Origin of the sequence: Brevundimonas sp., assembly GCF_035626975.1 — a bacterium.
Taxonomy (GTDB): domain Bacteria; phylum Pseudomonadota; class Alphaproteobacteria; order Caulobacterales; family Caulobacteraceae; genus Brevundimonas.
Window position 1 is genome coordinate 1 of record NZ_DASPMQ010000051.1, and the last position, 14,815, is coordinate 14,815.

The following is a 14,815-nucleotide window of genomic DNA, read 5'->3' on the forward strand; positions in this document are numbered from 1 at the left end:
TGTCGGCGTCCGACGCCTGTCCGGTCAGCATGATGATCGGGGTCGAGACGCCGTCCTTGCGCAGGAGGCGGCAGGCCTCGCGCCCGTCCATGTCCGGCAGGTCGACGTCGAGCAGGATCAGGTCGGCCCGGGTCTCGCGGCCCAGCCTGACGCCCTCGGCCGCGGTCGCGGCCTGCACCGGGCGGAAGGCCTCGTGCAGGGCCAGTTGCTCGGCCAGCGCTTCGCGGAGGTCGTCGTCGTCGTCGATGATCAGGATCGTCTTGGGCGTGGGCATGGGTACCAGAATGGCGAGCGTCGGCCGTTCCGCCAAGGGTCGGCGCCGAAGCGGGGCGGTTTTCAGTCACTAGAGGGCGTTTCAGGGCGGTTTCGTTCCCCGAACAACGCCGATCCGACCCGGACGTGGGTCGCGCCGAAGCGGATGGCGGTCTCGTAATCGCCGCTCATGCCCATCGACAGCGTCCCGAGACCGTTGCGCCGGGCGATCCCGCGCAGCAGGGCGAAATGCGGTCCGGGCGCCTCATCCGCGGGCGGGATGCACATCAACCCCTCGACGATCAACCCCTTGCCGCGGGCGTACCGCACCAGGGCGTCGGCGTCTTCGGGCAGGACGCCGGCCTTCTGCGGCTCGGCCCCGGTGTTGACCTGGACCAGCACCCGGACCGGCCGGCCGGCCTTTTCAGCGGCGGCGGCGAGGGCGTCGGCCAGTTTCGGCCGATCCAGCGTCTCGATGATGTCGAACAGGGCGACCGCGTCGTCGGCCTTGTTGGTCTGCAGCGGCCCGATCAGCCGCAATTCCAGATCGGAGATGGAGGTGCGCAGGCCCGCCCAGTGCGCCTGCGCCTCCTGCACCCGGTTCTCGCCGAACACCCGCTGGCCCGCGGCGAGCGCGGCCGACAGGGCCTCCGGCGGCTGGGTCTTGGTCACGGCGGTCAGGACGACCCCGGCCGGATCCCGACCCGCGAGGCGGCAGGCGGCGGCGATCCGGCGGCGCACCGCCGCCAGGCGTTCGGTCACGGCGCTGGACCTGTCGGCGGGATCGGGGGATGAGGAGGCCATGAACCGGTCCGGGGCGGAGATCCTGTGGGAGGTCGCCAGCGTCCTCGCACGGGACGCGGCCGATGTCAGCCGCGCCAGGGGCGAGCCTGGCCCGAACCTGCCGCCCCTGCTGTTCTTCACCGACCCGGCGCGCACCCCCCGGCCGTGGGAGACGGCCGCCCGGCTCCCGGCCGGATCGGGGGTGGTCTACCGCTCCTTTGGCGCGCCGGACGCGCGCGAGGCGGCGCTGCGGCTGCGCGAGGCGACCCGCCGCCGGGACGTCCTGTTGCTGATCGGACTGGACGCGGACCTGGCCGAGGCGGTCGGGGCCGACGGACTGCATCTGCCGGAGCGGGCGCTGGCGCAGGCGCCGGCGCTGGCGGCCCGCCAGCCCGGCTGGCGGATCACCGGGGCCGCGCACACGGCCGGGGCGCTGTCGCGCGCGACCGGCCTGGACGCGGCCGTGCTGTCGCCGGTCTTCGCGGCCGGCGGGGCCTCGGCCGGCCGGGCGGCCCTCGGCGTTGAGGCGTTCAGCGATCTGGTCCGGACGGCGACGGTCCCGGTCTACGCCCTGGGCGGCGTCAACGCCGCCAATGCACGGGCGCTGATCGGCTCGGGAGCCTGCGGTCTGGCGGGGGTGTCGGCGATCCGGACGGCGTTCGGGCCCGACTGAGGCCTAGAAACGGAAGATCGATTCCAGCCGGAACCGGGGGGCGGCGCGGCGGTCGGTCTGCGGCGGGCTGGCGGGGTCGCTGTCGGGCTCGGCCAGGCCGGCGGTGGCGCCGACGCGCAGGCGCGGGTTGACGCGGTAGTAGGCCCCGGCCTCGACGTCGCCCAGATTGCTCTCGCGGCCGACCGGCTGGCTGAGGTTCAGGTCCAGACCCCAGCGGCCGCGCTCGGTGAAGCGCAGGCGGGACTGGGTCGGGGCCGCGGCCGAACGGGCGGCCTGGGCTTCGGTGAGGGTGACGGCGGGCGCGCGGCTGCGGGACGTCGCGGCCTGGGCCGAGGCGGCGTCGGCCACGGCCAGGAGCGCAATGCCCGCGGCCAGCCCAGCGATGACGGCGCTCTTCTTGCGCATGTCCTGCCCTTCACGCCGCGACGGAGTTCCGCCACGGTCCTTGTCAGCGATTAGACACCGCTGCTCAGCCCGGTCAACGAAACGTGGCCTCTTACCTATGGTTCCGCAAGACTCTGGGGGACTCCTGTGGCGCGAGCGTCACGGGTCGGAAGTCGCCCCGGACGGGCTGGGGCCCTTCCGTGGCCATCAAGCGGCGCCGGTGAAACGACTTCGCCTTGTCATCGCCCCTTTTCGCCGTGTTATAGAGCGTCGCTTCGGCTGCCGCCCGCGTGGGCGAGCCGGCGCGTGCGCGGGACGGCCCGCCGCACGTCTCGTTGAATTATGGAGAGTCTCGATGGTGCTGGTTCGTGGCGCAGCGGTCGCCCTGATCGCCTCGGGTCTGATGCTGGGCGGATGCGGCGGGATTCCCGGCATGGGCGGCGGCGGGGCCAAGCCCGTGCCGGCCGGCCAGACCGGGATCGGGGTCAACGCCTTCCTGTGGCGCGCCACGCTGGACACCCTCAGCTTCATGCCCCTGGCCAACGCCGATCCGTGGGGCGGCGTCATCAACTACGACTGGTTCACCGACCCCCAGACCCCGAACGAGCGCTTCAAGGCGACGGTCTTCATCCTCGACACCCGTCTCCGCGCCGATGCGCTGAACGTCACGGTGACCAAGGAAGTGCGGGACGCCACCGGCGGCTGGGTCGGCGCCCCCGTGGCGGCCCAGACCGAGACCGACCTCGAGAACGCCATCCTCACCAAGGCGCGCCAGCTCAACCTGCAGAACGCCGGCTAACCCTCCCCGACCACCACCGCCTCCTTCTGGCCCGCCCTTTAGGAGCCGCCTGAAGGATTCCCGTGGCCCGCTACGAGCCCAAGACCGCCGAACCCCGCCAGCAGGCCCGCTGGGCGGCCGCCGACGCCTTCCGCACGCCGACCGAAGGCACGGGAAAGCCGAAATACTACGTGCTCGAGATGTTCCCCTATCCCTCGGGGAACATCCACATGGGCCACGCCCGCAACTATGTGATGGGCGACGTCGTGGCGCGCTCGAAGCGGGCCCAGGGCTTCGACGTGCTGCATCCGATGGGCTGGGACGCCTTCGGACTGCCGGCGGAGAACGCCGCCATCGAGCGCGGCGTGCATCCCGGCGACTGGACCTGGTCCAACATCGCCACGATGCGCGAGCAGTTGAAGCTGCTCGGCCTGTCGCTGGACTGGTCGCGCGAGTTCGCGACCTGCGACCCCGCCTACTATGGCCAGCAGCAGGCCTGGTTCCTCGAGCTGTTCAGGCGGGGTCTGGTCTATCGCAAGGACTCGGTGGTCAACTGGGACCCGGTCGACAACACCGTGCTGGCCAATGAGCAGGTCGTCGACGGCCGCGGCTGGCGCTCGGGCGCGATCGTCGAGAAGCGCAAACTGAACCAGTGGTTCCTGCGCATCACCGACTACGCCGATGACCTGATCGAGGGCCTCAGGGAGCTGGAGGGCCGCTGGCCCGACAAGGTCCGGCTGATGCAGGAGAACTGGATCGGCCGCTCGAAGGGACTGCAGATGACCTGGCGCTGGGCCGGAGCGGCGCCCGAGGCCGCGCCCGACGGGCTGGAAATCTACACCACCCGTCCGGACACCCTGTTCGGCGCCTCCTTCATGGGCATCGCTCCGGATCATCCGGTCGCCCGCGCCCTTGCCGAAACCAGTCCGGACGCCGCCGCCTTCATCGCCGAGTGCCGCAAGGGCGGCTCGACCCAGGCGGAGATCGAACAGGCCGAAAAGGTCGGTTTCGACACCGGCCTGAAGGTGCTGCATCCCTTCGACGGCCATGAGGTCTCGGTCTGGATCGCCAACTTCATCCTGTCGGAGTACGGCACCGGCGCCATCTTCGGATGTCCTGCCCATGACCAAAGGGATCTCGATTTCGCGCGGAAGTATGGCCTGCCAGTGATCCCGGTCGTGAGACCCGACGGGGCTGGTGACGATTTCGATGTTGGAACAGAAGCTTACACGGGTCCCGGCTCCATCTTCCACTCCGACTTCCTCGACGGCCTCGACATCGAGGCGGCCAAGGCGGCGGCGATCGCCCGGGTCGAGGCGGCGGGTCAGGGCGAGGGCGCGACCATCTACCGGCTGCGCGACTGGGGCGTCAGCCGCCAGCGCTACTGGGGTTGCCCGATCCCCATCGTCCACTGCCCGTCCTGCGGTCCGGTCCCGGCCGCCGAGCTGCCCGTGGAGCTGCCGAAGGACGTGACCTTCGACCAGCCCGGCAATCCGCTGGACCGCCACCCCACCTGGAAGCACGTCTCCTGCCCCTCCTGCGGCGGCGAGGCGACGCGGGAGACGGACACGCTCGACACCTTCGTCGATTCCAGCTGGTATTTCGCCCGCTTCACCGACCCGACGGCCGCGGAGCCGATCTCCAGGGCGGCGGCCGACCGTTGGCTGCCGGTCGACCAGTATATCGGCGGGGTCGAGCACGCCGTGCTGCACCTGCTCTACGCCCGCTTCATCTCGCGCGCCCTTTCGGACGCGGGTCTGATGAGCGTGAAGGAGCCGTTCGCCGGCCTGTTCACCCAGGGGATGGTGGTCCACGAGACCTACCGCCGCGCCGATGGCGGCTGGGTCGAGCCGACCGACGTCGAGCTGATCCACGAAGGCGGCCAGCGCTCGGCCCGCCAGCTCTCGACCGGCGAGGCCCTGATCATCGGCGACATCGAGAAGATGTCGAAGTCGAAGAAGAACGTCGTGGCCCCGCATCAGATTGTCGAACAGTACGGCGTCGACGCCGGCCGACTGTTCGTCCTCTCCGACAGCCCGCCCGAGCGCGACGTGCAGTGGACGCCTGGCGGCGTCGAGGGCGCCAGCCGCTTCGTGCAGCGGGTCTGGACCGAGATCGAGGGCTTCGACCCGACCGTCGCGGGCGACGAGGCCGCCAACGCCTCCCTGACCCGGGAGACGCACAAGGCCATCAAGGCGGTGTCCGAGGGCATCGGCGGCTTCCGCTTCAACTCGGCCATCGCCAAGCTCTACGCCTTCGTGGCTGTCATCCGCGATCACGCCACCGCCGGCGGCGAGGCCCGGCGGCAGGCGCTGTCGGCCCTGCTGCGGCTGGTGGCGCCCTTCACCCCCCATCTGGCCGAGGAAGGCTGGACGCGGCTGGGCGAAGCGGGGATGATCCTCGACGCGCCGTGGCCGGTCCATGACCCGGCGCTGGCGGCCGACGACGAGGTCACCCTGCCGATCCAGGTCAACGGCCGGCGCCGCGGCGAGATCCGCGTCGCCCGCGGCCTGGAGCCGGCCGAGGTCGAGGCCATCGTCATGGCCGACGCGGACGTGCGGGCGCGGCTGGAGGGTCAGACGGTGAGGAAGATCGTGGTGGTCAAGGATCGCATCGTCAATCTGGTGGTCGGCTGATGCGCGCCTCAGGCGTCGCTCTTGTCGCGCTGATGGGACTCGGCCTGTCGGCCTGCGGCTTCACGCCTCTGTATGGCGAGGCGGGCGTCGGCTCCAGCCTGTCGCGCATCGCCGTGGTCACCCAGGACGACCGCCTCGGCTACCGCGTCCGCGAACAGCTCGAGGACGCGCTCGGCCGCGATCCCGCGCAGGCCGCGCTGTGGCGGCTCGAGACCACGGTCGAACAGTCGCGACGCCCGCTCGGTCGCCGCATCGACGACACCGCCACCCGCTACGAACTGACCGTCCGCGGCAGCTGGACCCTGACTCCGGTCGGGGGCGGCTCCTCGTTGTCGGGCGTGGAAACGGTGACCACGACCTACGCCGCCGCAGACCAGCCCTACGCCGCCATCACCGCCCAGCAGGACGGCGAGGAGCGCGCCGCCGCCGAACTGGCCCGCCAGATCCGGCTGGGCCTGATGCAGGCCCTGCCGGACCACCCATGATCCAGCCCCGATGATCCTGGCGAAGCGGCCCGAGGTCGATCGTTTCCTGAAGACGCCGGACCGGTCGGTGCGCGCCGCCGTCATCCACGGCAAGGACCGCTCCGGCGTGGCCGAGCGCGCCGCCCAGCTGTGCCGCGCGGTCACCCCGGACCTGAACGACCCCTTCAACGTCACCGTCCTGACCGACAGCGACATCGACGGCGACGAGGCGCGGCTTGAGGAAGCCCTGACGGCCCTGTCGATGATCGGCGGCCGCAGGCTGGTCCGGGTGCGGATCGGCTCGGAGAAGGCCTCGATCGACAAGATGCTGGCGGCGGCGCTGAAGGCCCACGCCGACGGAAGCTACAACCCCGACGCCATGCTGGTGGTCGAGGCCGGAGCGCTGGGCCGCGACTCGGCCCTGCGCAAGGCGGCCGAGGCGTCGTCCGGCGCGGTGGCCATCGCCTGCTACGAAGACGAGGTCGGCGACGTGGCGCGGATGACGCGCGAGGCGCTGGCGGCCGACAAGGTCGGCCTGACCCAGGACGCGCTCGACCGCTTCGTCGCCCGCCTCCCGCGCGAACGCGGCCTGATGCGGCAGGAGATCGAGCGGCTGGTGCTCTACATCGGCCCCGGCTCCGGCAAGACCATCGACGTCGAGGAGCTGGAGCTGCATCTCGGCGTCGAGCCGGACGCCTCGTTGCAGGACGCCGCGCTTCAGGCCTTCGGCGGCCGCCCGGCCCCGGCCCAGTCCGGCCTGCGCCGCGCCCTGGCCGAGGGCGAGTCGCCGGTGACGGCGGTGCGCCAGGCCTCGATCCACCTCGGCAAGCTGCGCCGGATCAATGTGCTGCAGGCCAACGGCGCCGGGGCCAAGGAGGCGGCCAAGGCGGCCGGGGTGTTCTGGAAACAGGAGGCCGAGATGCTGCGGCAGGCGCGCAACTGGCGGCTCGAGGATCTCGACAAGGTGCTGGACAGCGTCAACGCCGCCGACATCGCCACCAAGACCACCGGCTCGCCCGACCAGCTGATCGCCGAGCGCCTGCTGCTGGAGATATCCGCCCGCGCCCGGCGGCTCGGGCTGTAGGATTCAGTCCGGCGTTGGAAGGCGCAGACTGTTGCAGCCTCGGCTGACCGGATTATCCGCAAATCCATGGTCGAAATAGTCGGGAAATGGTCGCCCGCTAGCCCCGCTTCGACGCCTTGCGAAACGCGGGCTTGGACAGAGCCAGATTGCGCGTCTGCTGGGCCTTCTGTTCGGCTCGCGCGGCGCCCTGCAGACCGGTGTGATTCGGCCCTCCGCCCGCCTTTTTGGCGGCCAGCGCCTTCTTCATCGCTTCCGCGGTCGGATTGCTCGGTTTCTCGGTCATGCCGTCACTCTAGCACGGCCACGGACTAGCCGCGCATCAACCTGCGGCACAGGTCGTCCAGCTGTTCCAGCGTGCTGTAGCGAAGGGTCAGCTCGCCCTTGCCGCCGCGGTCGGCCAGCTGCACCTGCAGGCCGAGCGCATCGGACAGGTCCTGCTCCAGCGCCGCGATATCCGCCCCGCCCTCGCTGGCGGAGGCCCCCGGGCGGCCCCTGGCCTTGCCCGGCTTCGGCCCCTCCGCCGCCCGGCGCGCCAGCGCCTCGGCCTGGCGGACGTTCAGCCCCTCATTGACGATCTGGTCGGCCAGCGCGCCCGGATTTGGCGCGGTGATCAGGGCCCGGGCGTGGCCAGCGCTCATCTTGCCGTGGCGGACGTACCAGAGGACTTCTTCCGGCAGCTGCAGCAGGCGCAGGGTGTTGGCGACATGGCTTCGGCTCTTGCCGACCACGCCGGCGACGGCGTCCTGGGTGCGGCCGAAGCGCTCCATCAGCAGGCGATAGGCCTCCGCCTCCTCGAGCGGATTGAGGTCGGCGCGCTGGACGTTCTCGATGATGGCGACCTCGAACACCGCCACGTCGTCCATGTCGCGGACGATGACCGGGACCTGGGCGAGGCGCGCCAGTTGGGCGGCGCGCCAGCGCCGTTCGCCGGCGATGATCTGCCAGACGCCGTCCTCATGGGGATGCGGCCGGACGAGGATCGGCTGCAGCACTCCCTTGTCGCGGATGGACTCGGCCAGTTCCGCAAGCTCGGCCTGGCCGAAGGTCTTGCGGGGCTGGTCCGGGTTTGGCTTCAGCGCCTCGATCGGTTCGATGCGCACGCCGGCCGGCGCCGACGAGCCGTCCACCGGCACGGCCTCGCCGACCTGTTCCCCGAGAAGGGCCGACAATCCCCGGCCCAGACCGCGCTGACGTTCGCTCAAGAGACTGATTCCGTTCCAGAAGGTTGCATCAGGCAGCCTGCAGCCGCCGCGTCTTCTCGCGCGCCACCACCTCGCGGGCGAGGCGCAGATAGGCCTGGCTGCCGGCGCATTTGAGATCGTAGATCAGCGCCGGCTTGCCGAACGACGGCGCCTCCGACACCCGTACATTGCGCGGGATCACCGCCTCGTAGACCTTTTCGCCGAAGTGGCTCCGCACATCCGCCGCGACCTGCCCGGACAAGGCATTGCGACGATCGTACATGGTCAGGACAAGGCCCTGGATCTCCAGCGTCGGGTTCAGGCTCTGGCGCACCATCTCGATGGTCTTCATCAGCTGTGTGAGACCCTCGAGCGCGAAGAATTCGCACTGCAGCGGGACCAGCACGGCGTCGGCCGCGGCCATGGCGTTCAGCGTCAGCAGGTTCAGCGACGGCGGGCAATCAATCAGGACATAGTCATACCGGGTCTGACCGTCCCGCCCCTGCCCCGCCAGCGCGTCGCGGAGCCGGAACGAGCGGCGGTCGGCCTGGCTGAGCTCGATCTCGACGCCCGACATGTCGGCGTCGGCGGGAATGATGTGCAGGCCCGGCACCGCCGTCTGCACCGCCGAGTCGTCCACCGAACGGCCGTCGACGATCACGTCGTAGATGGTCACCCGCCGTGTTTCACGTGGAACACCGAGACCCGTCGAGGCATTGCCCTGCGGATCCATGTCGACGATCAGCACCTTCTCGCCGATCGCCGCCAGCGCCGTGCCGAGGTTGATCGCCGTGGTGGTCTTGCCCACGCCGCCCTTCTGATTGGAAACGGCGAGGACGCGAGTCTTACCGGCTATGGACACGGCGGAGGCTCCGGACGGAAACGATACGGCCGCGCGGATCGCTGCGCGAGACGGAGAGGTCGCTATCGAAATGCCAGACCTTGCGGGCTTCGATCAACTCAGCCTCGGCCTTTTCCCCCTTGAGAAACAGCCCCTGGGCGCCGCGCTGTAGATAAGGCTGTGCATAGCCGAGCAGTTTCTCCATCGGCGCGACCGCCCGGGCCGTCACCACATCGACCCTGAGCGCCTGTTCCTCGGCCCGGCCATTGATCACCGTGGCCGGCAGGATCAGGGCGTCGACGACCTCCTGCAGGAATCGGCAGCGCTTGCCGAGACTGTCGATCAGCCAGACGTGCGCGCCCGGACGACCCTTGAGCAGGATGGCGAGCACCACGCCGGGGAAGCCGGCGCCGGCGCCGAGATCCGCCCAGGTCCGGGCCCCCGGCGCCAGATCGAGCAGCTGGGCGGAGTCCCATATGTGCCGGTTCCAAACATCCGGCAGGGTGTCCGGACCGATCAGGTTCATCACAGCATTGGCCTCGGCCAGACGGTCGATGAAGGTCCCGAGATCGGCGATCTGCCCGGCCGTCGCGCCGGTCAGGGCCTGAAAGGCGGCCGCACTGCTGACGGTCACGCGGCCACCCGGGTCCGCTTGACGTGCGACAGCAGGGCGGTCAGGGCCCCCGGCGTCATGCCCTCGATGCGTCCCGCCTGCCCCAGGGTGCGCGGCTGGACCAGCGTCAGCTTCTCGCGCACCTCGTTCGACAGGCTTCCGATGGCCGCGTAGTCGAGGTCGTGCGGTATGGCCAGCGACTCCTCCCGGCGCAGCGCCTCCGCGTCCGACGCCTGGCGGTCGAGATACCCCGCATAGCCCGCGTCGATCTCGATCTGCTCGCGCACCTGACGCGGCCAGGCGGCGATGGCCGGATGGGCGGCCTCAAAGGTCTTCAGGTCGACGCCCGGGAAGGCCAGCAGGTCGCGGATCGAGCGGCGTTGGCCGTCGGCGTTGACCGTGATGCCGAGCGCGCCGGCCTCTTTCGGGGTATAGGCCGCGCCGCGCACCAGCGCCGCCGCCTCGGCCAGCAGGGCGGCCTTGGCCTCGAACGCGGCGCGGCGTTCCGGGGAAACCAGACCGGCCGCCATGGCGATCGGGGTCAACCGTTGATCGGCGTTGTCGGCCCGCAGCGTCAACCTGTACTCGGCCCGGCTGGTGAACATCCGGTAGGGCTCGGTCACCCCACGCGTGACCAGGTCGTCGATCATGACGCCGATATAGGCCTGGTCGCGGCCAAGCACGACCGGCTCCAGGCCCGCCGCCGCCCGGGCGGCGTTGAGCCCGGCGATGAGACCCTGCGCCCCGGCCTCCTCATAGCCCGTGGTGCCGTTGATCTGGCCGGCCAGATACAGCCCCGGCCGCTTCTTGACCTCAAGCGCCGGCGTCAGCTCGCGCGGATCGACATAGTCGTACTCGATCGCATAGCCGAAGCGGAACACCTCCACCGCCTCCAGCCCGGGGATGGTGCGGAGAAAGGCGGCCTGGGTCGCGTCGGACACCGAGGTCGAGATGCCGTTCGGATAGACGGTCGGGTCGTCCAGCCCTTCCGGTTCGAGGAAGATCTGGTGCGAGGTCTTGTCGGCGAAGCGCACCACCTTGTCCTCGATCGAGGGGCAGTAGCGCGGGCCGCGCCCGGACAGGTGACCGCCATAGACGGCGCTCTCGCCGAGATTCTGGGCGATGATGCGGTGGGTCTCGGCCGTGGTGTGGGTCACACCGCAGGCGATCTGGGGCACGTCGATGCGGTCGGTCAGGAAGCTGAACGGCACCGGCTCGTCATCGGCCGCCTGCATCTCCAGCCGGTCCCAGGCGATGGTGCGCCCGTCCAGCCGCGCCGGGGTGCCGGTCTTGAGCCGGCCCATCGACAGACCTGCGCCATAGAGGTCGGCGGCCAGGCCGGTCGACGGCGCCTCGCCGTGCCGGCCGGCCGGGATGCGCTGGTCGCCCTTGTGGATGACGCCGTTGAGAAAGGTGCCGGTCGTCAGCACGACCGCGCCGGCGCGCAGTTCGGCCCCCTCGCCCGTGACCACGCCGGAGACCCGACCGCCATCGAGGATCAAGCCTTCGGCCGTCCCGGCCATCAGGGTCAGATTGGGGGTGGCGGCGAGTTCGGCCTGCATGGCCTCGCGGTAGAGCCGCCGGTCGATCTGGCTCCGGGGCCCCTGCACCGCCGCGCCCTTTGACCGGTTGAGCAGGCGGAACTGGATGCCGGACACGTCGGCGAGGCGACCCATGACGCCGTCCATGGCGTCGATCTCGCGCACCAGATGGCCCTTGCCCAGCCCGCCGATGGCCGGGTTGCACGACATCTCGCCGATGGTCTCAAGCTTCTGCGTCAGCAGCAGGGTGGCTGCGCCCGCGCGCGCGGACGCCGCCGCGGCCTCACAGCCGGCGTGGCCGCCGCCGATGACGATGACGTCGAAACGCTTCATGGGCGGGGACATAGGGGAAAACCGCCGCCTTCGCTACCGGCGCTGGACGAGCGTTTCACGTGAAACAGATCACTTGCCGATGCAGAAGGTCGAGAAGACCTCGCCGAGGATGTCCTCGACGCCGATGGCGCCGGTGACGCGGGCGAGGCTTTCGGCCGCGCGGCGCAGATCGTCGCCAGCCATCTCCGGGGCGACATCGAGGGCGCGCCGACCCGCCTCCACCGAAGCGAGCGCCTCGGTTAGCCGCCGGCGATGTCTCTCCCGCGTGACCGCCGGGAAATCGGCTCCCGAGAGATCGCGCGCCAACCTCGCGGCCAGCCAGTCGTGCAATGCGCCCAGTCCCTCGCCAGTCTCGGTGCTGACCACCAGCGCCTCGCGATCAGGCGGAGGCGCGGCGCGGTCGATATCGGCCTTGGTGAAGACCATCAGATCGTCGGGCCGGACGTAGCCGGCGGCGGGGCCCGCGGGATCGCCGGGCGCCCGGATCCACAGCCGCAACTCGGCCTGCTCCGCCCGTGCCCGGGCCCGCCGCACACCCTCGGCCTCGATCGGATCGTCGCTGTCGCGCAGGCCCGCGGTGTCCGACAGGGTGACCGCATAGCCGCCGATGATCAGGTCGGCGTCGAGCACGTCGCGGGTGGTGCCGGCGATCGGGGTTACGATGGCCGCCTCGCGGGCGACCAGGGCGTTGAACAGCGACGACTTGCCGGCGTTGGTCTCGCCGATCAGGACGATGCGGTAGCCCTCGCGCACCCGCTCCCCGCGCCGGGCGTCGGCCAGCGCCGCCCTGAGGTCGGCGACCAGCCCGTCGAGCACCGGACCCGCCGTGCGGGCGAGGTTGTCCGGCACCTCCTCGTCAGGGAAGTCGATCTCGGCCTCGACCAGCGCCAGGGCCTTGAGCAGGTCGCGGCGGAAACCGGCGTAGGTCTGCGACAGGGCGCCGTCCAGCTGGCCGAGCGCCTGGGCCGCCTGGGCGGTGGTCTCGGCGTCGATCAGATCGGCGACGGCCTCGGCCTGGGCCAGGTCCATGCGGCCGTTCTCGAACGCCCGGCGGGTAAACTCGCCGGGCTCCGCCAGACGCAGATCCAGCCTCAGCAGGGCGTCGCTGACCGCCTCGACCACGGCCCGGCCGCCGTGGAGGTGGAGTTCAGCGCAGTCCTCGCCGGTGTAGCTGTTCGGGGCCGGAAAGCGCAGCACCAGCGCCTGGTCGAGCGCCCGGCCGTTGAGAGCGAGATCCCGCAGGCCGGCCAGACGCGCCTTCAGGCCGCCGGCGCCGAGGCGGGCCAAGGCCTCGTCAGTGCGCGGGCCGGACAGGCGGATGATGGCGATGGCCCCGCGCCCCGGTGGGGTCGCCAGGGCGAAGATGGTGTCGGTCATGGCGCGGAACGGCGGCGCGGCCTCACGGCTTGGCGGCCGCTTCCATCAGCTTGCGGAACTGGTCCTGGGCCTGGAGGCCGAAGCTGGTCCAGGTCTTCATGAGCTCGTCGGGCTGCATGGCGGTGATGTTCTCGTCCATGCGCCGCTTCATCTCGGCGACCAGATGCTCGTTGAGCGGCGCGACGTCGGGCAGGCCGAGAAAGGCCCGGGCCTCGGCCGGCGTGCAATCGATCTCGACGTTGACCTTCATCGACCCGCTCCTGTTTCACGTGAAACAGCGGCCATACCGCCGTCAGGTGTTCATCGACTGGAAGAAGTCCGCATTGTTCTTGGACTGGCGCAGCTTGTCGATCAGGAATTCGATCGCGTCCTGCGGGCCCATCGGGTTGAGTATGCGGCGCAGGACATAGGTCTTGGCCAGCTGGTCCTTCGGCGTGGTCAGCTCTTCCTTGCGGGTGCCGGACTTGAGCACGTCGATGGCCGGGAAGATGCGCTTGTCGGCGACCTTGCGGTCCAGGATGATCTCCGAGTTGCCGGTGCCCTTGAACTCTTCGAAGATCACCTCGTCCATGCGCGAGCCGGTATCGATCAGGGCGGTGGCGATGATGGTCAGCGACCCGCCCTGCTCCACGTTCCGCGCCGCGCCGAAGAAGCGTTTCGGCCGCTGCAGGGCGTTGGCGTCGACGCCGCCGGTCAGCACCTTGCCCGACGACGGGACGGTGGCGTTGTAGGCGCGGCCGAGGCGGGTGATCGAGTCGAGCAGGATGACCACGTCCTTCTTGTGCTCGACCAGACGCTTGGCCTTCTCGATGACCATTTCGGCGACGGCGACGTGGCGGGTGGCCGGCTCGTCGAAGGTCGAGGCGATGACCTCGCCCTTCACCGTGCGCTGCATGTCGGTGACCTCTTCCGGCCGCTCGTCGATCAGCAGAACGATCAGGAAGACCTCGGGGTGGTTCTTCTCGATCGACTTGGCGATGTTCTGCAGCATCACCGTCTTGCCGACCCGCGGCGGGGCGACGATCAGGCAGCGCTGGCCCTTGCCGAGCGGGGCGACGATGTCGATGACCCGGCCCGAGCGGTCCTTCAGCGTCGGATCCTGGATTTCCATGTGCAGCCGCTCTTCGGGATAGAGCGGGGTCAGGTTGTCGAACAGGACCTTGGTCTTGACCGTCTCCGGGTCTTCCAGATTGATCGTGTCGACCTTGAGCAGGGCGAAGTAGCGCTCGCCCTCGCGCGGGCCGCGCACGGCCCCGTGGATGGTGTCGCCCGAGCGCAGGCCGAAACGGCGGATCTGCGACGGCGACACATAGACATCGTCCGGACCCGGAAGATAATTGGCGTCGGGACTGCGCAGGAAGCCGAAGCCGTCCGGCAGAATCTCGAGCACGCCGTCGGCGATGATCTCGACCTCCTCGTCGGCCAGGGCCTTGAGGATGGCGAACAGCAGGTCCTGCTTGCGCAGGTTCGAGGCGTTCTCGATCTCGAGGCCTTCGGCGAAGGCGACCAGATCAGCCGGCGTCTTCTCGTTCAGCTCGGCCAGGGTGATGCGGCCGTTGGGGACGATCGGCTCGCCGTCGTCCTCGTCTTCCTCGTCGGCCTCCTGGTCGACCATGGGCAGGTCGGCGGCGGCGACCTCGTTGGTCGGCTGCTCGCCGTCGAGGGTTTCGGCCTCAGGAGCTGTGGGATCGGTGTCGCGGACGTCGGTCATGGGAATTCTTCTTCAGGCGTGCGCGCAAGGACGCCCGCGGGACAGCGGGGTCAAAGCGGCTGGCGATGTTGGCCCGGAGGCCGGCAGGGAGGGCGACGGGAGTCCCGCAGGGTCGATCCGGCAGGCGTCGCTGTAAGAGAGGGACCGTCCGGAAGGCGAAAGCC

Annotated in this window: 16 protein-coding genes; 5 read left to right on the forward strand and 11 right to left on the reverse strand. The window is 70.3% G+C overall.

From position 1 onward, the window contains the following. The coding region (locus tag VEB62_RS13140) for a response regulator (RefSeq protein ID WP_324800450.1) at positions 1 to 274 on the reverse strand (274 nt) is incomplete at its 3' end. Between the two features lie 62 nt (positions 275 to 336). Further along, on the reverse strand, positions 337 to 1,056 hold the full coding sequence (locus VEB62_RS13145; RefSeq protein WP_324800453.1) for a YggS family pyridoxal phosphate-dependent enzyme: 720 nt from the start codon (positions 1,054 to 1,056) through the stop codon (positions 337 to 339). On the opposite strand from VEB62_RS13145, the gene VEB62_RS13150 reads away from it, so the two are divergent. Continuing rightward, complete coding sequence (locus VEB62_RS13150) at positions 1,055 to 1,708, forward strand: thiamine phosphate synthase (RefSeq protein WP_324800455.1); 654 nt, start codon at positions 1,055 to 1,057, stop codon at positions 1,706 to 1,708. The two genes, VEB62_RS13145 and VEB62_RS13150, sit on opposite strands and share 2 nt — an antisense overlap. Before the next feature lie 3 nt (positions 1,709 to 1,711). On the opposite strand, the gene VEB62_RS13155 is transcribed toward VEB62_RS13150, so the two are convergent. After that, complete coding sequence (locus tag VEB62_RS13155; RefSeq protein ID WP_324800458.1) at positions 1,712 to 2,113, reverse strand: NtrZ family periplasmic regulatory protein; 402 nt, start codon at positions 2,111 to 2,113, stop codon at positions 1,712 to 1,714. A 334-nt stretch (positions 2,114 to 2,447) separates the two neighbouring features. Between VEB62_RS13155 and VEB62_RS13160 the strand changes: the two genes are divergently transcribed. The 4 genes from VEB62_RS13160 (at position 2,448) to holA (ending at position 7,054) form a co-directional block, all read left to right on the forward strand. Further along, positions 2,448 to 2,891, forward strand: a complete 444-nt coding sequence (locus VEB62_RS13160; RefSeq protein ID WP_324800461.1) for a DUF3576 domain-containing protein — start codon at positions 2,448 to 2,450, stop codon at positions 2,889 to 2,891. A gap of 62 nt (positions 2,892 to 2,953) precedes the next feature. Beyond that, positions 2,954 to 5,506, forward strand: coding sequence for a leucine--tRNA ligase (gene leuS / locus VEB62_RS13165; RefSeq protein WP_324800464.1), 2,553 nt, complete (start codon positions 2,954 to 2,956; stop codon positions 5,504 to 5,506). After that, the gene (lptE, locus tag VEB62_RS13170) at positions 5,506 to 5,991 is read left to right on the forward strand and encodes an LPS assembly lipoprotein LptE (RefSeq protein WP_324800467.1); all 486 of its coding nucleotides are present in this window, start codon (positions 5,506 to 5,508) and stop codon (positions 5,989 to 5,991) included. The genes leuS and lptE overlap by 1 nt, the downstream gene beginning before the upstream one ends. Before the next feature lie 10 nt (positions 5,992 to 6,001). Next, positions 6,002 to 7,054, forward strand: coding sequence for a DNA polymerase III subunit delta (holA, locus tag VEB62_RS13175; protein WP_324800470.1), 1,053 nt, complete (start codon positions 6,002 to 6,004; stop codon positions 7,052 to 7,054). A 97-nt stretch (positions 7,055 to 7,151) separates the two neighbouring features. On the opposite strand, the gene VEB62_RS13180 is transcribed toward holA, so the two are convergent. From VEB62_RS13180 to rho, 8 genes are all read right to left on the reverse strand, one after another. Beyond that, on the reverse strand, positions 7,152 to 7,337 hold the full coding sequence (locus VEB62_RS13180; protein WP_300289298.1) for a hypothetical protein: 186 nt from the start codon (positions 7,335 to 7,337) through the stop codon (positions 7,152 to 7,154). A gap of 25 nt (positions 7,338 to 7,362) precedes the next feature. Then, positions 7,363 to 8,256 (reverse strand): ParB/RepB/Spo0J family partition protein, encoded by an 894-nt coding sequence (locus VEB62_RS13185; RefSeq protein ID WP_324800475.1) that lies wholly within the window; start codon positions 8,254 to 8,256, stop codon positions 7,363 to 7,365. Positions 8,257 to 8,284: 28 nt separating this feature from the next. Next, a complete protein-coding gene (locus VEB62_RS13190; RefSeq protein WP_324800561.1) occupies positions 8,285 to 9,091 on the reverse strand; it encodes a ParA family protein in 807 nt (268 codons plus the stop codon). Continuing rightward, the gene (gene rsmG / locus VEB62_RS13195; protein ID WP_324800478.1) at positions 9,081 to 9,710 is read right to left on the reverse strand and encodes a 16S rRNA (guanine(527)-N(7))-methyltransferase RsmG; all 630 of its coding nucleotides are present in this window, start codon (positions 9,708 to 9,710) and stop codon (positions 9,081 to 9,083) included. Before rsmG ends, VEB62_RS13190 begins: the two co-directional genes overlap by 11 nt. Further along, the gene (gene mnmG, locus VEB62_RS13200) at positions 9,707 to 11,563 is read right to left on the reverse strand and encodes a tRNA uridine-5-carboxymethylaminomethyl(34) synthesis enzyme MnmG (protein WP_324800482.1); all 1,857 of its coding nucleotides are present in this window, start codon (positions 11,561 to 11,563) and stop codon (positions 9,707 to 9,709) included. Before mnmG ends, rsmG begins: the two co-directional genes overlap by 4 nt. 69 nt (positions 11,564 to 11,632) lie before the next feature. Beyond that, on the reverse strand, positions 11,633 to 12,940 hold the full coding sequence (gene mnmE, locus VEB62_RS13205) for a tRNA uridine-5-carboxymethylaminomethyl(34) synthesis GTPase MnmE (RefSeq protein ID WP_324800485.1): 1,308 nt from the start codon (positions 12,938 to 12,940) through the stop codon (positions 11,633 to 11,635). Positions 12,941 to 12,962: 22 nt separating this feature from the next. Then, positions 12,963 to 13,190: a DUF6489 family protein gene (locus VEB62_RS13210; RefSeq protein WP_324800488.1), complete on the reverse strand. Its 228-nt coding sequence runs from the start codon at positions 13,188 to 13,190 to the stop codon at positions 12,963 to 12,965. A gap of 42 nt (positions 13,191 to 13,232) precedes the next feature. Next, entirely contained in the window at positions 13,233 to 14,651 is a 1,419-nt protein-coding gene (gene rho, locus VEB62_RS13215) for a transcription termination factor Rho (RefSeq protein ID WP_324800490.1), read from the reverse strand. Positions 14,652 to 14,815: the final 164 nt, after the last annotated feature.